Origin of the sequence: Treponema bryantii, assembly GCF_036492245.1 — a bacterium.
Lineage (GTDB): Bacteria > Spirochaetota > Spirochaetia > Treponematales > Treponemataceae > Treponema_D > Treponema_D bryantii_C.
In genome coordinates this window covers 531,348-549,903 of the sequence record NZ_AP025286.1, presented here as the reverse complement: position 1 = coordinate 549,903, position 18,556 = coordinate 531,348, and the positions used below count along the sequence as shown (strand labels likewise).

General features: G+C 39.1%; 16 protein-coding genes and 1 riboswitch. Of the genes, 9 read left to right on the top strand and 7 right to left on the bottom strand.

Annotated elements, in window-relative coordinates:
- Window positions 1-181: 181 nt before the first annotated feature.
- Window positions 182-844, top strand: coding sequence for a nitroreductase family protein (locus AABJ44_RS02885; protein WP_074641138.1), 663 nt, complete (start codon window positions 182-184; stop codon window positions 842-844).
- 6 nt (window positions 845-850) lie between these two features.
- Here AABJ44_RS02885 and AABJ44_RS02880 read toward each other — a convergent pair whose 3' ends face one another.
- Genes AABJ44_RS02880 through AABJ44_RS02865 form a run of 4 tightly spaced genes read right to left on the bottom strand, consistent with a single transcriptional unit; the run spans window position 851 to window position 3,626 of the window.
- Window positions 851-1,603 (bottom strand): ABC transporter ATP-binding protein, encoded by a 753-nt coding sequence (locus AABJ44_RS02880; RefSeq protein WP_338370361.1) that lies wholly within the window; start codon window positions 1,601-1,603, stop codon window positions 851-853.
- Window positions 1,604-1,614: 11 nt separating this feature from the next.
- Entirely contained in the window at window positions 1,615-2,592 is a 978-nt protein-coding gene (locus tag AABJ44_RS02875; RefSeq protein WP_338370360.1) for an ABC transporter substrate-binding protein, read from the bottom strand.
- A complete protein-coding gene (locus AABJ44_RS02870) occupies window positions 2,582-3,334 on the bottom strand; it encodes an ABC transporter permease (protein WP_338370359.1) in 753 nt (250 codons plus the stop codon). The genes AABJ44_RS02875 and AABJ44_RS02870 overlap by 11 nt, the downstream gene beginning before the upstream one ends.
- Window positions 3,324-3,626: a thiamine-binding protein gene (locus tag AABJ44_RS02865; protein WP_074641145.1), complete on the bottom strand. Its 303-nt coding sequence runs from the start codon at window positions 3,624-3,626 to the stop codon at window positions 3,324-3,326. The genes AABJ44_RS02870 and AABJ44_RS02865 overlap by 11 nt, the downstream gene beginning before the upstream one ends.
- A gap of 61 nt (window positions 3,627-3,687) precedes the next feature.
- A riboswitch (TPP riboswitch) is annotated at window positions 3,688-3,795 on the bottom strand.
- Between the two features lie 140 nt (window positions 3,796-3,935).
- Between AABJ44_RS02865 and AABJ44_RS02860 the strand changes: the two genes are divergently transcribed.
- Window positions 3,936-4,343, top strand: coding sequence for a flavodoxin family protein (locus AABJ44_RS02860; protein ID WP_074641146.1), 408 nt, complete (start codon window positions 3,936-3,938; stop codon window positions 4,341-4,343).
- A gap of 12 nt (window positions 4,344-4,355) precedes the next feature.
- Window positions 4,356-4,895: a glutathione peroxidase gene (locus tag AABJ44_RS02855; protein WP_338370358.1), complete on the top strand. Its 540-nt coding sequence runs from the start codon at window positions 4,356-4,358 to the stop codon at window positions 4,893-4,895.
- A 1-nt stretch (window position 4,896) separates the two neighbouring features.
- Here the strand turns inward: AABJ44_RS02855 and guaA are convergent, their stop codons facing one another.
- Window positions 4,897-6,786, bottom strand: a complete 1,890-nt coding sequence (gene guaA / locus AABJ44_RS02850; RefSeq protein WP_338370357.1) for a glutamine-hydrolyzing GMP synthase — start codon at window positions 6,784-6,786, stop codon at window positions 4,897-4,899.
- A 75-nt stretch (window positions 6,787-6,861) separates the two neighbouring features.
- Between guaA and AABJ44_RS02845 the strand changes: the two genes are divergently transcribed.
- Entirely contained in the window at window positions 6,862-10,338 is a 3,477-nt protein-coding gene (locus tag AABJ44_RS02845; protein ID WP_338370356.1) for a DUF2157 domain-containing protein, read from the top strand.
- Window positions 10,331-10,780, top strand: coding sequence for a hypothetical protein (locus AABJ44_RS02840; protein WP_338370355.1), 450 nt, complete (start codon window positions 10,331-10,333; stop codon window positions 10,778-10,780). The genes AABJ44_RS02845 and AABJ44_RS02840 overlap by 8 nt, the downstream gene beginning before the upstream one ends.
- Here AABJ44_RS02840 and AABJ44_RS02835 read toward each other — a convergent pair.
- Window positions 10,768-12,423 carry a putative manganese-dependent inorganic diphosphatase gene (locus AABJ44_RS02835; RefSeq protein WP_338370354.1) on the bottom strand — a complete coding sequence of 552 codons (1,656 nt, stop codon included), beginning with the start codon at window positions 12,421-12,423 and terminating at the stop codon, window positions 10,768-10,770. The two genes, AABJ44_RS02840 and AABJ44_RS02835, sit on opposite strands and share 13 nt — an antisense overlap.
- 130 nt (window positions 12,424-12,553) lie before the next feature.
- Between AABJ44_RS02835 and AABJ44_RS02830 the strand changes: the two genes are divergently transcribed.
- From AABJ44_RS02830 to AABJ44_RS02820, 3 genes are read left to right on the top strand one after another with little or no spacing between them, the layout of a single operon-like run.
- Window positions 12,554-13,270, top strand: coding sequence for a histidinol-phosphatase (locus AABJ44_RS02830; protein WP_338370353.1), 717 nt, complete (start codon window positions 12,554-12,556; stop codon window positions 13,268-13,270).
- 1 nt (window position 13,271) lies between these two features.
- A complete protein-coding gene (locus AABJ44_RS02825) occupies window positions 13,272-14,477 on the top strand; it encodes a galactokinase (RefSeq protein WP_338370352.1) in 1,206 nt (401 codons plus the stop codon).
- Between the two features lie 16 nt (window positions 14,478-14,493).
- A complete protein-coding gene (locus AABJ44_RS02820) occupies window positions 14,494-15,546 on the top strand; it encodes a GGDEF domain-containing protein (protein ID WP_338370351.1) in 1,053 nt (350 codons plus the stop codon).
- Here the strand turns inward: AABJ44_RS02820 and AABJ44_RS02815 are convergent.
- On the bottom strand, window positions 15,543-16,982 hold the full coding sequence (locus AABJ44_RS02815) for an alanine/glycine:cation symporter family protein (protein ID WP_074641162.1): 1,440 nt from the start codon (window positions 16,980-16,982) through the stop codon (window positions 15,543-15,545). The genes AABJ44_RS02820 and AABJ44_RS02815 overlap by 4 nt on opposite strands.
- Window positions 16,983-17,191: 209 nt before the next feature.
- On the opposite strand from AABJ44_RS02815, the gene AABJ44_RS02810 reads away from it, so the two are divergent.
- Window positions 17,192-18,541: an MATE family efflux transporter gene (locus AABJ44_RS02810; RefSeq protein WP_338370350.1), complete on the top strand. Its 1,350-nt coding sequence runs from the start codon at window positions 17,192-17,194 to the stop codon at window positions 18,539-18,541.
- Window positions 18,542-18,556: the final 15 nt, after the last annotated feature.

Below are 18,556 nucleotides of genomic sequence, written 5' to 3'. Positions count from 1 at the left end.
ATAACTTCTGTCACAAATTTGTTGTTTTGGGGAAAATGTTGGTTATTCTTTACTATAAATGCTGATATTCTTTATGTGCATTTGTTAATAAAATTAAATTATATATTAAATAATTTGTTGACATCATATATTTCACAAAATACAATTTTTATGAAATATTAAAAAAATAAGGAGTAGTCATATGGACATTAAGCAGGCAATCAGAGAGAGACATTCTGTAAGACAGTACAAGGATTTACCATTAAAAGCAGAAGACAAAGAACGTCTTGAAGCTCTGGTAAAAGAATGCAATGAAGCCAGTGGTTTGAACATTCAGTTAATCTGTAATGATCCAGACTGTTTCAACACCTTCCTTGCACATTATGGTAAGTTCAGCAAAGCAAATAATTACTTTGCAATGGTTGCTAAAAAAGACATGGCAAACCGTGATGAACTTATAGGCTATTACGGACAGAAGCTTGTTCTTGAAGCACAGATGCTCGGCTTGAATACCTGCTGGGTTGCCGGAACTTATGGTAAGGGAAAATGTAAGGCAGACATTGCTGCTGGTGAAAAAATCATTTGTGTTATTTCCCTTGGCTACGGAGAAAACAACGGTTCCGTTCATAAATCTAAGCCTGTAGAAAAACTTTGTAAGGTTCCTGAATCAGCACAGCCAGACTGGTTTAAGGAAGGTCTGGAAGCTGCACTCCTCGCTCCTACTGCACTTAATCAGCAGAAGTTCAGAATCACACTTTCTGATGGAGAACCTGTAATCACAACAAAAGGCGGTCCAATGACTCAGATTGATTTGGGAATTGTAAAATACAATTTCGAAATCGCATCCGGTCATAAATGCAAATAATATAAATTAAAGCATATTGTAGATTTTCTGCTTCATTCGGGCAAACTGCTCGGTGAAGCAGAATTCCATTGTACGCGGGCGCTCACTTTCTACCATCAGTTCCGCAATAATATTTGTCTCTTCAGAATCATTAACATTATTCATTATCAAAATCCTGTCAGAAAGTAAAATTGCTTCTTCTATATCATGAGTAATTAAAAGTGTTGTAAGGCCAAGTTTTCGTACAGTCTGCAGATACCATTCATGCATATGATTTTTTGTAATCATATCAAGGGCGCTGAACGGTTCGTCTAAAAGCATCACTTTTTTTGAATTAAGATAAGTTCGTAAAAAGGCGGCACGCTGTCTCATTCCACCGGAAAGCTCGGACGGATACTGAGTCTGTGTACCTTCTAATCCAAATTGCTTGAACAAAGGCTCTGCAAGTTTTTTTGCTTCACCTTTTTCAGTTCCCTGAATTATGAGTGGAAGAATTACGTTATCTAAAATTGTATAATACGGAAAAAGCAGATCTTTCTGAAACATATAGCTTACCTTTCCCTTCTGATTTGTAATGCTGCATCCTTCAAGATACATACTGCCGTTATCAGGTTTTTCGAGTCCTGCTATTATGTTAAGCAAGGTTGATTTGCCGCTTCCGCTGACTCCAACAAGTGAAACAAATTCTCCTTTCTTAAGAGAAAAGTTTATATTTTTTAAAACCTGTCGCTCACCAAAGCTTTTATTTATAGCCTCAATTTTTAATAACGAATCTTCCACCTGGAACTCCCTTAGTTCAGATAATCATTTGTAAAACCGGTATTTTCCGGCAGAGTGCCATCGAGAAGTCCTGTCTCATTAAGCCAGCGGAAGAAACGGTTCCATCTTTCAGGATTGATATAACCCCATGGCTCAACTTCAGCTTTGTACTCTTTAGAAATCCATCTCTGGCTTGCATATACAAGGTCGCGGTCGAGTTCAGGCGCAGCCTTACAGAGAATCTCTGCAGCTTCATCTGGATTATCTACAGCAAATTCATAACCACGTCTCAAAGCCTTAAGGAACTTTTTTGCAGTAACGCTGTCTTTTTCAAGGAAGTCTGTATTTGAAATGAACATAGGTGTGTAATAATCAAAAGTATCATCTATCTTTCTGAAATCCAGATAATTTGCATCTATACCCTCAAGTTCAAGTTTTACACCATCCCATGCATAATAAATCCATACACAATCAATTTCTGTATTAAGTGCAGTTACAACATCGTAAACTGTAGAAGGAATCAGTTTAATTTTTGAAAAATCTCCGCCATCCTGCTCAACAATTTTTCGGATTGTAGCATGTTCAATTGGAGAATCCCAGGTTGCATATTTCTTTCCTTCCAGATTTTTTGGTCTGTCAATTCCTGTTTTCTTAAGAGAAATAAGACCAGAAGTATTATGCTGAAGTAAAGCGGCAACTGCTGTTACCGGAAGTTTTTCATCATTAAGCATAGAAGGAGCAATTGAATCCTGAAAGCCAACTCCAAACTGTGCACGGCCGGAAGCAACCATCATTGTTGCACCATCTTCTGAAGGCTGTACGATATCTACATAAAGACCTTCTTCTGCAAAATATCCTTTTTCCTGAGCAACATAAAGACCAGTATGATTTGTATTTGGAGTCCAGTCCAGAACAAAGGTAATCTTTTTTGCATTAGCTTTTTTACAGCCAGCGAACATACCGGCTGCAAAAATTGTCATCATCAAAATACTTTTAAAATTATTTTTCATATTTACAAATCCTCTTTTCTAACAAAGAAATAAGTTTTATCAGACCAAGACTCAATGCCGAAATCAAAAAGATAACTGCAAAAAGCTTGTCGTAGGAATACGATTTTTTAACGCGTGTCATATACACACCAAGTCCGCGCATTCCGCCGAGCCATTCAGAAATTACAGCACCGATTATGGAATAGGAAATTGAAATCCTGAGTCCTGAAAAAAGACTTTTCACACTCGAAGGAAGCTTCGCATATTTCATAATCTGATTTTTAGTTGCACCCATAGATTCCATGAGTCTAATCATATCTTTATCTACAGAAGCAAAACCTGTCAGTAAACTAACAGTAATCGGAAAGAAACAGGTAAGCACAATCAGAATTACTTTTGATGACATTCCATAGCCGAACCATAAAATCAGAAGTGGAGCAATTGCAATTGTCGGGATAGTCTGGCTCACAATCAGCACCGGGTACACTGCCCTGTGAATAAAAGTAAACCTGTCCATCACAATTGCAAAAACAAAAGAAAAAATTATGCTTACAAATATTCCGGCAAAAGCTTCTAAGAGTGTTACTTCAAGATGATAAATCAGAAGTTGAAAATCCTTACAGAATGCCTTAACAACCTTTACAGGAGACGGAAGCATAAAGCCTGGGATAAATCCGGATACACTCAAAAGCTGCCAGACTATGAGAATCAGAGAAATAAATACAAAAGGCGCTGCCTTGTACTTAAACTGATTAGTTTTCATGGAATTTCTTTGTCTTTTTTTCGATTGAAAGAACTTCACCGTTTGGACGATATCCGATTTTTACATAAGCGCTTACAGAAGGGGCTCCGGCCTTTATAGCCACAAGCTGACAATTCTTTACAATTTCCATAAGCTGATTATAGTCATCACCTTCTATTGCAGTTTCACAAGGTCCAACAAAATAGTTAAGACCAGTGCTTTTGATGTAGGCAATTACTTCATCAACAATTCTGCAAACTTCTTCATCTGAATCTGCCTTTGGTAAAACCTGAATAGCTACACTCGCTTTCATAGAAAACTCCTTAGAGAAAAAAAATACGTCCCGAAAATGCGGACGTAATCTGAAAGCGAAAATAAAATGATATTATCGTTCCTACGCCAGCATTATCTGGATCAGGTGCGGTCGGAACCAGGAAGTTCCCTCTCAGCCGAATCTATATTCAGCTCCCGTGGCCATGATATTATATTTTTTTGAAAATCTGTGCAAGAGTTTAAAATATAGTTTTTTGTTAGAATTTAATTTTTCATCTCCTCAAACTTGACAATTTATATTTTACACAATACTATTGTATTAAATCGATCATTAAAGGAGTCATATGATATGAAATACGCTGTCCGATTCTATACAAAGACAGGAAATACAAAGCGTCTTGCAGATGCTGTTGCAAAAGAACTTGGTGTTGAAGCTTTACCAATAACTGAGCCTATCTCTGAACCAGTTGATATTCTTTTCCTTGGAAACTCTTATTATGCTTTTTCAATTGATCCGGAAGTACGCAGTTTTGTAGCCTCTCTTTCAAAAGACAAGGTTGGAAAGATTGTTAATTTTGGTTCAGCCGCTTTACTTAATTCTACTTACAAAAAGGTAAAGGCCGAAGCAGATAAGGTTGGCATTCCAATGGACGAAAATGAATTCCACTGTAAGGGAGAATTCAAAGGACTTCATAAAGGTAAGCCAGATGAAAATGATTTACGTGCAGCAGCAGAGTTTGCAAGAAACTATAAATAAGGAAGGAATAAAATGATTTACGATTACGAATTAACTACAGGAACAGGTGATACATTAAAACTTTCTGATTATAAAGGAAAGGTAATTCTCGTTGTAAACACAGCAACAGGCTGCGGTTTTACTCCTCAGTATGCTCCAATTGAAAAACTCTACAAAGACTATCATGAAAAAGGTCTTGAGATTGTTGATATTCCATGCAATCAGTTTGGAAATCAGGCACCTGGAACAGACAGCGAGATCCATGAGTTCTGTACACTCCACTACAACACAACTTTCCCTCAAATGAAGAAAGCCGATGTAAATGGAGCAAATGAACTTCCACTGTTCACATACCTCAAATCTCAGAAAGGCTTTGAAGGTTTTGAACAGCATGAGTACAAAGAACTCCTTGAAAAGATGTTCTCTGCTGCTGATCCAGACTGGGCTAAAAAACCGGACATTAAATGGAACTTTACAAAGTTCATTATCAACCGCGAAGGTGAAGTAGTCGCAAGATTCGAGCCTACAGCCGATATGTCTAAGGTTGAAGAGTGTATAAAAACTCTTCTTTAGTTTATTCCCATCCAAAAGTTGCAGGCGGCTTATTTGTAGCGTCAAAGTAAAGGGCGTCTACAAATGGCAGTTCTGAAATTTTGTGAACGATTGTTTCAAGCAAATCTTTTGGCAGCATTGCAAAGCGGGCTGTCATAACATCTTCTGAAATTACAGGGCGCAGTACAAAAGTTGCATGGTCTGCGCTACTTGCGTATGGCAGGTCGATTGTAAGATGCTGGAAGATTTTGTCATACCAGCCGCTCTTGTGGAGTTCTGTAAGAACAATGTTGTCTACTTCACGGAGCTGGTCGAGACGGCGGCGGTCACAGTAGCCTTCCTGAATCTTCAGGTCGCTGTCTGCAATACCTGGCTTCTGATACAACTTAATACAAGTGCGGTTAATATATTTTGCAGCATTTGTGATTGTTGAAGAACATGCTTCGATTTTTTCGCGCTTATCAGGGAAGTGGTAGAAACCGTTTCCTTCGTCAGCAAATGTCAAAAGTGCTGGGAAACGATAAGTTCTGAAATCTCCCTGAACACCTACAGAGCGAACAGGAAGTACACTGCGCTTCAAACCTGCCTGACATTTTTCACAGAACATATCTAACTTAATTTCATCAAGTTCTTTCTGTGCGAGAGGAAGTTCTTCTTCATTCTTTGCATCCGGCTTGCCATCATTACAAAGCACGTTGATAGAAAGTCCAGGACCCGGGAATGGATGACGCATAACAAGTTCATCAGAAAGTCCAAGCTTCTTACCGATTGCGCGAACTTCATCTTTATAAAGGTCGCGGATAGGCTCAATAATCAGTCCTTTAGCAATAAGTTCCTGAATACCAGCAACACGGTTATGATGGGTTTTGATTGTATGAGAGTTCTTTGTTCCACCCGATTCAATAATATCCGGATAGAGTGTTCCCTGAGCGAGAAGCCAGCTGTCATCAAGATTCTGGCGGGCTGTTACTTCGTTACGAACTGTAATAAAGTTTTCACCAACAGCCATTCGTTTTTTCTGAGGATCTGTAAGTCCTGCAATTGCTTTGAGGAAGCTCTCGCTTGCATCTTCTACGATGAAGTTTGTAAAGCCGAACTTGCGGTAAGCTTCTGCAACGTTGTGGCTTTCGTTTTTACGCATAAAGCCGTTATCAATATGAAGTCCAAGAACGCGGTCCTGGCCGAGTGCTTTATTCAAAAGAGCAAAGGTAATTGTTGAGTCTACGCCACCGCTGAGGAAGAGAAGAACGTTACGTCCGTCTGCATCCTTTTTAATATTTTCAAGAATGATATTTAATACTGTGTCCTGATCCCAGTTTTTCTGCATGCCACAGAAATCTGCAAAGTTCTGGAAAATCTGATTTCCACAAGGAGTGTCTTTTACTTCACAGTGGAACTGAAGTGAAAAACGTTTTTTAGCAAGATTCTGAGTTGCGGCAAAAGGACAGTCTTTTGTGTTACCGACCATTTCAAAACCATCACCCATCTGGAAAACTGTATCCTGATGGCTCATCCAAACCTGCTGTTCACCTTCAATGCCTTTGAAAAGCGGACACTTGCTGTCAGCTCCACCAACACCGTCTGCAAAACGAAGAGTAGCAAAACCGAACTCGCCAACTTCACCTTTTCCAACCTTACCGTTGTAACCAAGCTGAACGATGTAGTGACCGTAGCAGAGTCCAAGAACAGGAATATCAAGATTTAAGATTTCAGAATTGAATTCCGGGATTTTTTCATCATAAACTGAAGAAGGACCTCCGGAAAAAACAATACCCTTCGCATTCTCGAAGGCCTCAAGACCAGCAGAAGGAAGGGCAATTTCAGAATAGTAGCCAAGCATACGGAAACGCTTAGCAATCAAATGCGCATACTGCGAACCAAAATCTAATACAACAATCTTTTCACGTGACATAGACAGATTATATCGAGTTTGCACGTGAATTGGAATATGTATACGACAGCAATTCTATGTGCTATAATTTTTTATATGGAAGAAAAGTTTATAAAATGGTTCATCAAAGAGATTCCCATTCTTACTGAGAAAGGAATCATTTCGGCTCAGATTGCGCACAGTCTGAATGAATATTATATCAATAAACTGGCAGAACTCGAAAAACCACCTGCCCCTAAAACAGAGGCCACACCTCCACAAAATCTTGATCCTGCATTTTCAGAACTTACCACCATTCAAAAACCATCAAATAAATCAGAGCAAGTTACTGCGCCAGTTCATTCCCCAGCCCCAGTACGTGCAAAGAAAACATCAAAACTGTCTGTTTCTATAATCCTTACAATAATTGCAAGTGTTTTAATTTCCTTTGGAATCATCTCACTTATTGCCTACAACTGGGCTGCAATTCCACGTATGGCAAAAGCTGTAACGGCAATTCTTCTTTTAGCCGGAGCACAAATTGCAGGAATAATTCTTTTGAAAACCGGAAAAGCCTCAGTCTTAAAAGTCCGTGAAAGTTACTCTCTGTTCTGGGCGCTTTTATTCGGTTCAATGGTTGCCTTTGTTTCCCAGATATTTAAGTTTCCGGGGGACAGTTCATCCTTTATGTTTGTGTGGACTCTTTCTACCATAATCATAACATTACTTTTTTCCGCATATACAACCTTCTATCTTTCTATGTTGTTTATCCTGATTTTTGGTTTTATTAGTATGGACAGCTCTTCTGCAATACTACTGTATCCTCTTTTAGTTACCTTATACTTTGCCGCAAGAAAATCAAAGAAAAAAGTCATTCCGCTTTTAATTCTAGGCTTTGTATTTTATGTTATCCGCGTCAACCATATGTTCATCAACGGAAATATAAGGAACATGATTTTAGTTTTCTCATACGCTTCAATCGGCTACATTTTCCTTCAAAAAAAAGACTCAGAAGTTCCGTATTCTTACATGAGAATAATAATCATTGCTTTAGCTTCCATTATATCAATTTACGTCTCAACCATTCACATCACGGGTTATCGCCTTACGGACAAAAAATATGTAATCGCTATAAAAAGCATTGAACTTGGAATAATCGGATTAATTTCTGCGGGCTTTTATGTGCAGGGAGTTGTCATTCCGTTTATAAAGAAAATCAGAAATAACGAAAAACTAAATTTTGAAAATCTGGTCTATCTGATTCCATTTATTCTCGGTCTGAACGCTCTGTTCCCAAAACAAACAGAGATTTTATTAACAGCCCCGCTTTCCGAGTGGTACAGAATCCTTATCTCTCCTTTCACCCTGATGGTTCTGTATACAATGGCAATGTTCGTACTGTATTCAAAAAAGAAACATAAACTCAGCTGGCTTTTTCTGGCATTCCTTATCCTCCAGTTATTAAAAATAAATGAACTTTCAGTTTCTCTGTATTATTCGTTTACAATTATTACAATTTTCACAATCGCAGTTATTCTTTGGAAAAATGATTTTTCAGATACAGACGAAACTTCAGTTACTCTGATTACAACGCGGGTTCTCTCAGCAATACTGTTTTTTATTCCCGCATTCATGAGCCTTGTTCCGGATTCAAATTTCTATAAACTTTCAAAAGCACCGCTTATCGGTTTCTTCGCTTACACTCCGGCCGCAATTGCAGGAACTACACTTTTCGTTTTATATGCAAAGAAAAATCTGAGAAGCTTCCTCAAAAATCTTGATATAATCATCAATCTGATTTTTGGTGTAGTTTCCATTGCAGCCGCAAACGAGGCAGATAAAACCGCCATTGATTTAATAATCAGAATTTTTGCGGTCCTGAACTTCATGTATTATTCGACCATCGCAATCAAAAAACAAGATTATAAATTGCTGCTAAATACCGGACTTTCCATAGCATTCTTTGTTTTGTCACTTATGAATCCAGAACACGGAACTTCGATTCTGTATCTTCTGTGTTTAATCCTGATTTTTGCAACCGGAAGTTTCCTGTGGAAAAACAATTTCAACACAACAGCAGAGACAAAAAACTGCCTTATTCTTGTAAGAGTTGCTGCTGTAATAATTCTGTTTTCCACAATTCTTCTTGCCCGTAACACCGGGTCAATTCTGTATAAGAACGAAGGTCTTGATCATTTCATTCTCTTTGGATTTGCACCTGTTGCAGTTTTCGGACTTCTTATGTGCGGTCTCTTTGCAAAAAAGAATTTCAAAGAATTCCTGTTGAACATCGACATCATCGTAAATACTCTGGTGACCGCAGTTATACTTTCTGTAGCTTATCTTTGTGATGAAAAAATCATACTGCTGATTCTGGAATTTATGATTGCCATAAATCTCATAACTTCATGCGTTTACATAATCAGATCCGGTCGTTACGAATACGCCTTCTATGCACTTTCTGCAGTTCTTTATTTTGTGATTTCATTTATATCACATGAGTTCTCAACAACCATCCTATATCTGATAAGTTCAATAATTCTCTTCACTTCCGGAGTTTTCCTATGGAGAGAAGACTTCAAGCTGAACGATACCAGTAAACAGATTTTATCGATTACACGAATTGTATCCGCCGTCTTCCTTCTTGGAACAACAATTCTTGCAAGATATCCAGAATCGATTCTCTTCGACAGTACCGGAATTGAAACATACATTTTAATCTGTTTCACACCAGCTGCCATTTTCGGTCTCACACTTTACATTATTCTGGCAAAGAAAAATCTCAAACTGTTCCTGCAAAATCTGGATATCATCATAAACCTTATTTTCGCAACTGTAATTTTTGCCATCGCATTCATGTGCAAAGCTGAACCAATACAGTTGATTTCTGAAATCCTGATAATTTTGAATCTTATTGCAGCCTGTATTTTTATTCTGTTGTTCAGGAAAAATGAATACCTGTACTATCCTGCAATTTCTCTAATATACTTCTTTGTCTCTTATCTAAACACAGACGGAACAAATATTGCAGCTGGAGTCTTTTTCTTAATCTCTATAACAGCCGCAGTCATTCACTATTTTGCACAGACAAAAAACAGTTCTCCTGCAAAAGGAATTTATACAATCACAACAGGCATCGTACTCTTTTACGAAACATCACTGCGAAATGCCTGCGAAGGAAATCATAATCATATTGCAAAAAATTTCTTTATCATCAGCTGTATGATTATTATGGGAGCCACTGCCATTTACTATCTGATTCAGTTAATCAGAAATCGGCATCTGTTTAACTCGGCTGTTTTTCTCACTCCAGCACTTGTAATAAGCCTCACCTTTATGGATGATAAATTTTCCGTACTGCTCTCTTTTCCACTGGTTCTGCTTTTCTGTGTTTATTACTTTTATCTTGCCTATAAAAATAATTCGCTCAAGACAGCAAACCTCAGTACAGTATATTTCGGCCTCATGCTGATGATAAGATTCTTCTCATCAGGATATGGACTTAGTGTACAGGGAATCACTTTAATTTCTATGGGAGCAATTCTTCTGATTATGAATATCCTGATGACAAAAAGGAGAGAAAAAAATGAATAGAAAAAAGATTATCGCACTTTCAATTCTGATTGTTTTTCAGCTTTCGGTAATTGCCGTTATGTTTATAAAAGCCGCTGCGGTCAGAAGCTATGCAAAAAAGAATGATACAATTGTAAGAGTCCGCTGTACTGCGTACGATCCGTTCCATCCGCTCAAAGGCCGCTACGTACAGCTTAATCTGAATGATGATGATATTAAGGATGCAGAAAACAAAACCGGCTTTAAACTTGCGAATATACAGAAAACAGCAGATGCATACTATCTGCAGGAAGAATATGCTCTGATTGTAGATTCCATGAATAACAATGATTTTAATGAACTCGAACCGGTGCTTGAATTATACATCGGAAAGAACGGCTCCATTATTCAAAAAGAACTTTACGTCCATCATAACGGCGCCGAACTTCCGATAGAACAGTATATAAAAGACTATGCGCTGTAGTTCAAAACCTGCTCGGTGATTAAAGGAATAAGCTGCTTTTTACGGCTTACAACATCCTGCAGGTAATATACACCGTCATCCAGTTTCGGGAATGTAATAAACTGAACGAACTTCGGGTCACAGTCAATCAAAAGTACACTCGACAATTTCGTAATATCAGTAACAAGCAGACACGCAAAAAGGCCTTTGTTTGCACGACGTTCAACCGCGAGCTCTTCCATAAACTCAGCCTTGCGGTCCAGAATTTCCTGAGGATTTCCGACTTCAATCTGACTTGCAGTATATGTAAGTTTACCCTCTGAATATTCTTTCATATCCTGATGGATAATTTCTCCGGCAGGTCTTCCGCCAACCTTACTTCCTGCCATAAGAATCTCGTTTCCAAGATCCTTAATGTCGAGGTCTGTAATGCTTGAAAGATATTCTGCCATATCACGGTCTGTATCTGTTACAGTAGCCGACTGCAAAATCAAAGTATCAGACAAAATACCGCACAGCAGCAGAGAAGCCACATCCTTAGGAATAGGGATTCTGTATTCTTTATAAAGTCCTGCAATCTGTGTTGAAGTAGAACCAACCGGACGGTTAATAAAAGTAATCGGATTTTTAGTCGGAATTGAACCGATACGGTGATGGTCAATTACTTCCTGAATCTTATAATGCTCTATGCCTTCAACCGCCTGCGTGATTTCATTATGGTCTACAAGAATAACTTCTACATTCGGTTCCTTCATCAAATCGTGTTCAGAAATCATTCCTATAACTTTATTTTCATCATCAACAACAGGAAGATACTTACAGTGAGCATTTTTCAGAATTTCCTTAATCTTAGAAATTGTATCATTTGCATGAACTGTAATAATCTCCTTATCACCCATTGCAGAAACAGGCATAGAGTAAGCAATGAGCATGGAAGTTGGAGATGTTGAGTAAGGGCTCACAATTACAGAAACACCGTTTGCTTCTGCAAGTTCGCGGAGCTTTTTATCAATTACACAGTTTGAAGTTGTGATAAGCAGCTTAACCTTATGCTCAATACAGATGCGCTGAATGTCTTCGCGGTCAGAAGAAATAACAACAATGTCTTCACTGGCATGCGCTTCAAGACGTTTTTCAAAACTTTCTGTAGAAGAAGATCCAACGTGAATTGAAGCATTGAAGTTTTTATCTGCATCACCTGAAATATAAATCGGCTGTGCGTTTAAAGTTTTCTGAATCAGACTGATGCTTGTAGAAAAACGATGTTTCTTTTCCGGATTAAGAATTGTAAGTACACCTTTTGCAAAACCTGAATAATGCAGAAGCGACTGATAACGGCCTTCTCCATCAACAACCGGCAATACACGGGTTTCAGTTTTTTCCATACGTGCAATTGCTTCCCAGACAGAAACATCAGCCGTAACAGTTTCAACCTTATCCTGCATAAAATATTTTACCTTTGGAACAAGGTCAGGAAGATATTCAGGACGCTGAATGCCGAATTTTTCAAATATATATGCGGTCTGAGGATTCAAGTGACCGGCACGGGCGGCCTTATATTCAGAATAGCCCAGAAGATTTTTCAGAGTTGCATAACCGACAGCCGAAACTACAGCATCGGTATCAGGATTTCTATGTCCAATAATATAAACTGTTTTGTCCATAAGATAATAATATCAAAAAGAATGATGAGGGGAAATAGGCCTTCTGAAAACTTAATCCAGACATATTATAGACTTATTATGACCTAAGTGTTTGATATTTCCTAACAAAACATTTATACTTAACAGTATTATGAAAACATTTAAATACGAAACTCATCTCCATACAAGTGAAGCAAGCGCCTGTGGTTCTTCCAAAGGTGCAGAATATATTTCAGTTTATAAGAAACTGGGCTATGATGGTATTTTTGTTACCGACCACTTTTTCGGTGGTAATACAGCAGTTTCTTTTGAACTGGACTGGCATACAAGAATCGAACAGTATTGTGCCGGCTATGAAAATGCTCTCGCTGAAGCAAAGAAACAAAATGCTGCCGACGGCGGTAATTTCAAGGTTTTCTTTGGAATTGAACAGACTTTTTCCGGAGATGACTATCTGATTTACGGACTGGATAAAAACTGGCTTTTTGATCATCCGGAAATTGAAACAATGAATCACCGAGAACTTTTTGATGCCGTAAACCGCGAAGGCGGTCTTATGATTCAGGCACATCCATTCAGACTCCGCGGCTATATCAATGCAATTCACATTCATCCGCGCGAGATTCACGGAGTTGAAGTCTACAACGGCGGAAATACTCCGGATCAAAACGTGCTGGCTCTTGCCTATGCAAAAACCTACGATTTTCCTATGACCAGCGGTTCAGATATTCACAACATTGCTTTTGCACAGGAAGAAAAAACTGAAGGCACAATGGCAGTCGGCGGAATGGAGTTTGATACCCCGCTGAACTCATTGGAAGACTATATAGTAAGAATCAAGAACAAAGAAGGAAAGGTTATCTGTTAATATGAAAGAGAAATTTGATGTAACACCAGAACTTTTAAAAGAGAATTTTATTGAAGTGTATCAGGCTGCAGAAGCTGGACGCGATACTAATGGAGAAATCCGTATGTTCGCTTCTCCTGCCCGCATCAATATAATTGGTGAACACATTGATTACAACGGAGGCTTTGTATTCCCTGCCGCCATCGACCGTTATCTTTACTGTGCTATCCGCAAACGTACAGACACAAAAATCATCTATAATGATTTATTTTTCCCAGGAACTTATACTTTTGATGTTAATGATGATTTTAAATTTGATAAGGCAAATGACTACGCAAACTTTTTGAACGGAATCTTAAGCTGCATGAAAAAACGCGGACTTACCTTCCCTTGCGGTTTCGAAGTTCTTGTTGCAAGTAATGTTCCTAGTGCAGGTGGAATTTCATCTTCATCTGCTCTTGAATGCGGCTTTGCCTGGGCTGTAAGTGAAACATTCGGCTTCAATACCAGCCGTAAAGACATTGCACTCATGGGTCAGCAGAGTGAACATGAATTTATGAACGTAAACTGCGGAATTATGGATCAGTACATCATCGCAACAGGAAAAAAAGATACAGCAGAACTTCTTGATTGTGCAAAAATTGAACATGAATATGTACCTCTTAATCTTGGAGACTATCGCTTTGTTGTCATGAACACAAAGAAGCAGCGTAAACTTGCTGATTCAAAATACAACGAAAGACGCTCTCAGTGCGAAGAAGGTCTTGCCACATTACAGGCCGCAGGTCTTAATGTACCAGACCTCTGCAGTATTACACCAGACGTTTTTGCAACTGCAGGCTCAGCTATTAAAGATGAAGTAATTTACCGCCGCGTACGCCACTGCGTTACAGAAAACGACAGAGTACTCCGCGCCGTTGCAGCGCTCCGCGCCGACAAGCTGGAAGAACTCGGTCAATTGCTCTATGAATCACACAACTCGCTTCGCGATGACTACGAGGTTACAGGTATTGAGCTGGACACTCTCGTTGAAGTGGCCAGCAAACAACCTGGTTGTATCGGAGCCCGTATGACAGGAGCCGGTTTTGGTGGGTGTGCAATAGCACTCGTTCATAAAGACTGTACAGAAGATTTTATAAAAAATGTACAGACAGGCTACAGTAAAGTGGTAGGCTACGAAGGAGGATTCTTTGCCTGTTCAAGCGGAGATGGGGTCCGCGAGATATAAATACTATTAACAGACTATGAGAGATTCAACTTTTTCCAAGCAACTCGCATTAATTTTGGGATATTTTGGAATATCTGCAAATTTTGGAGGTTCTGTAGTTTCATTGATTACAGGATTTACTAAGATATCAAAAGCAGAAAATTTCATTATTTCAGCAGGAGTTTGTTTCTTTTGTACGTTTATTCTTATTGGAATTTTTTACTATTTATGCTTCAAAAAGAAACGATATGCGAAATTTAATGCAGTTGCCATCACCTTTTCGGGTTTTGTTTCTTTCACCGCAATGTACATTGCAACCGGAAATTTTATATGTGGCTTTCCATATTACATGATGATTATTCCTATCTATTATGGATTTTCGGTTCCTATCAATAAATTAAGCCACGCCCTGCCTGTTTCTAACTTAATATATTACAACCTGCTTTTTGTTCTAACCTTTAAAGCTCCTTATTTCCCCGGCAGAGCAATCATGCCAAATCTCAGCCTGCTTCAAACCAGTGCCGCATTTACTGCAACTTATATCTTCCTTTTCTATGTTTGTTATCTTGTTTCGAAACAGTTTATACGGCAGAATGCAGAACTTGAAGAATCCGAAAAACGCTATAAAGAGCTTTCCTCAAGAGATGATTTAACAGGGCTTTATAACCGCCGTTCACTCGACAATCGTGCTGAGCAGGGTTTTAGCTGTGCCATTATTTATGACATTGATTTTTTTAAGAATATAAACGATACCTATGGCCATCAGATTGGCGATGAAGCTTTAATAATGCTTTCTAATATCGTATTAAAATACTGTTCGAATGAATTTGAACTTTACCGTTATGGCGGAGAAGAATTCGTAATTCTTTCCAGACTTCCAGATAACGTAACACTGGAATTATTCAAACATGTTATGAATGATGTAAGGATGCATTTTATTGTAAAAGGAAATCCTGTTACAATCTCAGCTGGAATTGCTTCCTTCTGCAAAGATTACAACAGGACTCTTAAAATCGCCGATGAAAATCTATACCTCGCCAAAACTGATGGTAGAAATAAGATTTATATGAACGGCGAGGAAGTTTATTAAAGTGTCGGATACTTTTCGAAGTATGCCTTTGTCTCTTTAGCAACTACTCCGCTAAGAACGATAAGTGCAATACAGTTAGGAATTGCCATCAATCCGTTGAAGATATCAGCAATTGTAAATACTGCATTAACAGTGAAGTATGGTCCGATAGCAACTGCAAGAATGTAGAGCCAGCGGTAAGCCTTTACAGGTCCCATCTTTCCCTTTGTAAGATATTCAAGACATTTTTCTGAGTAGTAGTCCCATCCAAGAATTGTTGTGAAAGCAAAGAATGCAAGACAGAGCATAAGAAGGAACTGAACAGAATGTCCGTCACCACCAAGTACCTTTGAGAAAGCAGCAGCAGTAAGAACAGCACCCTGAGCACCAGCATTCCATTCTGCAACACCACCAATGATATCACCATAGAAAGCAATTACAATTGCCAGACCAGTCATTGTACAGATGATGAGTGTATCAATGATTGTACCTGTCATGTTTACAAGTCCCTGCTCTACAGGCTCGTTTGTCTGAACAGCAGAAGCTGCGATTGGTGCAGAACCAAGACCAGCCTCGTTAGAGAAGATACCGCGTGCAATACCCTTCTGCATAGAATCTGTAATCTGCTTGAATACAAATCCCATAGCTCCGGCACCTACAGCCTTCCATCCGAATGCACTCTTGAAAATCAAAGCAAAAGCTCCAGGAATCTTCATTGCGTTCATAATGAGGATTGAGAGTCCGAGGAATACATAAATAACAGCCATTGCAGGAACAACTTTTTCTGCAACTTTTGAAATACGCTTAATACCACCAATTACAACGAGTGCTGTACAGATTGTTACAACTGCACCGGCAATTACAGTTGCCCATGTGTAACTGTGCTCACCAATTGAGAAAGCGATATTTGTGCTGTTAGGGTCAAATGCGTTGTTTACTGCAGAAGTGATACCGTTAATCTGAGTCATTGTACCAATACCCATGATACCGGCAAGTGCTCCGAATACGGCAAAGAGAACTGCAAGCCACTTCCACTTAGGGCCCATACCTTTTTCGATTGTATAGAAAGGTCCACCAAGAACGTGTCCATCTGGGCTTACTTCACGATATTTAATAGCAAGCATACATTCTGCATATTTTGTAGCAGTACCGAGAATAGCGGCAATCCACATCCAGAAGAGAGCACCTGGACCACCAGCTACAAGCGCTGTTGCTACACCAACAATATTACCGGTACCGATTGTTGCTGAAAGTGCTGTACAGAGGGCTGCAAAGCCTGAAAGCTCACCTTTACCTTCATTTTCCTTAAAGATTGATCTGAAGGCACGACCAAACTTTGTGAACTGAATGCCACGTGCACGGATTGTCAGGATAAGACCTGTGGCAAGAATAAGGACGATTGTAGGGATTCCCCACACGATTCCATCAATGGAATCAAGAACTGAACTGAAAGTCATTTTTCCACCTTTTAGAAAATAATGTTATACCTTTGAAAACATCCGGGTGCACTGGCTGAATGACATAACAGACTTTGCAGCCACCGAAAGTTTCCTACTATATTATATCGGATTTTTTGTTTCTATTCATCAATACAAAGGGCGAAATCATACTAATTTTTTATAGAATTTGACAATTTACGAATTTTTCAACAATATACAATGCAATTATGGCACAGAATAAGAATCGCGGCGCCTTGCCGATGCTCAAACTAACACTGCCTATCGCAATGGAGCAGTTTTTCAGAATTTTAGTTTCTTCTGTTGATACAATGATGCTCAGTTCTTACAGCAATGAAGCAGTTGCCGCTGTAGGTCTTGTTTCTCAGTATGTATTCTTCCTTACAATTATTTTTTCAGTAATTGGAACAGGTTGTTCAATTGTTCTTGCACAGTACCTTGGTGCAGAAAAATCAAATGATGAATTAAATCACATTGCCCAGGCTGGTGCAATCATGGTTTTCTTTATCTCACTCCTGCTTACAGCCCTTGTTATTTTTGGGACAGGATGGCTCCTTGGACGCTATCAGCTTGAAGAATCAGTACGCCATTATGCATGGCAGTACTTTGTAATTTATGGCGGCTGCTGCTGTTTCTTTAATGCATTCAGTCTTCTTCAGGGAGCAATTCTCCGCAGCTACGGCTACACAACAGAAGCAATGATTGTTTCTATAGCTGCAAACCTTACAAATGTCCTTGGTAATGCACTTTCACTTTACGGCTGGTTCGGACTTCCTGTTCTCGGTGTTCCTGGTGTTGCAGGTGCTTCAGGTCTTGCAATGCTTGTTTCCTGCATCCTTTTCTTCTTCTTTATCCGCCGTCGCCGCGATGTAATTTTCCACATACACGGAATTACAAAAGTTCCACGCGAAGCATTTAAACTTGTTTTGAAAGTAGGTGTTCCAACAGCAGGAGAAAGCCTTTCTTACAACGTAAGCCAGATTACAGTTATGGCAATGATTTCTACACTTGGAACTTATGCCATGTCTGCCCAGGTTTACACAATGACAATTCTGCGCTTTGTATTCGTTGCAGCAATTGCGATTGGACAGGCTACCCAGATTAAGTCAGGATACTTTGTTGGTGCTCATCAGAATGATGTTGTATACAAAAAGGTTTTCCGCTATCAGCTTGTAGCCACAGCCTGTTCAATGATAATGATTGTAATAGTCAATCTGATAAAGAATCCTGTAATCGGTATTTTTACCAAAATTCCGGAAGTTCACGCACTTGTAAGCACACTTCTTCTTTACTCAGCTTATATTGAATTTGGCCGCTCGCTGAATCTGATTTATATCGGCGGACTCAAAGGTTCTGGAGACGTACGATTCCCGGTATTATACGGAATCTTCTCGAACTGGACAGTTCAGGTTCTCTTAAGCTATATTCTTGGAATTAAATGCGGCCTTGGACTCGTAGGCTTCTGGCTTGGAATTGGTACAGATGAAACAACCCGAGGTCTCGTAATGCTCTGGAGATGGAAGAGCCGCCGCTGGGAAAAACACCGTCTTGTAGAATAATGTAAAACGTTTTAT

Excerpts from the sequence above, each read along its gene's own strand:
- AABJ44_RS02885 (WP_074641138.1), top strand. The coding sequence starts at position 182 with ATGGACATTAAGCAGGCAATCAGAGAGAGACATTCTGTAAGACAGTAC.
- AABJ44_RS02875 (WP_338370360.1), bottom strand. The coding sequence starts at position 2,592 with ATGAAAAATAATTTTAAAAGTATTTTGATGATGACAATTTTTGCAGCC.
- AABJ44_RS02870 (WP_338370359.1), bottom strand. The coding sequence starts at position 3,334 with ATGAAAACTAATCAGTTTAAGTACAAGGCAGCGCCTTTTGTATTTATT.
- AABJ44_RS02865 (WP_074641145.1), bottom strand. The coding sequence starts at position 3,626 with ATGAAAGCGAGTGTAGCTATTCAGGTTTTACCAAAGGCAGATTCAGAT.
- AABJ44_RS02860 (WP_074641146.1), top strand. The coding sequence starts at position 3,936 with ATGAAATACGCTGTCCGATTCTATACAAAGACAGGAAATACAAAGCGT.
- AABJ44_RS02855 (WP_338370358.1), top strand. The coding sequence starts at position 4,356 with ATGATTTACGATTACGAATTAACTACAGGAACAGGTGATACATTAAAA.
- guaA (WP_338370357.1), bottom strand. The coding sequence starts at position 6,786 with ATGTCACGTGAAAAGATTGTTGTATTAGATTTTGGTTCGCAGTATGCG.
- AABJ44_RS02845 (WP_338370356.1), top strand. The coding sequence starts at position 6,862 with ATGGAAGAAAAGTTTATAAAATGGTTCATCAAAGAGATTCCCATTCTT.
- AABJ44_RS02840 (WP_338370355.1), top strand. The coding sequence starts at position 10,331 with ATGAATAGAAAAAAGATTATCGCACTTTCAATTCTGATTGTTTTTCAG.
- AABJ44_RS02835 (WP_338370354.1), bottom strand. The coding sequence starts at position 12,423 with ATGGACAAAACAGTTTATATTATTGGACATAGAAATCCTGATACCGAT.
- AABJ44_RS02830 (WP_338370353.1), top strand. The coding sequence starts at position 12,554 with ATGAAAACATTTAAATACGAAACTCATCTCCATACAAGTGAAGCAAGC.
- AABJ44_RS02825 (WP_338370352.1), top strand. The coding sequence starts at position 13,272 with ATGAAAGAGAAATTTGATGTAACACCAGAACTTTTAAAAGAGAATTTT.
- AABJ44_RS02820 (WP_338370351.1), top strand. The coding sequence starts at position 14,494 with ATGAGAGATTCAACTTTTTCCAAGCAACTCGCATTAATTTTGGGATAT.
- AABJ44_RS02815 (WP_074641162.1), bottom strand. The coding sequence starts at position 16,982 with ATGACTTTCAGTTCAGTTCTTGATTCCATTGATGGAATCGTGTGGGGA.
- AABJ44_RS02810 (WP_338370350.1), top strand. The coding sequence starts at position 17,192 with ATGGCACAGAATAAGAATCGCGGCGCCTTGCCGATGCTCAAACTAACA.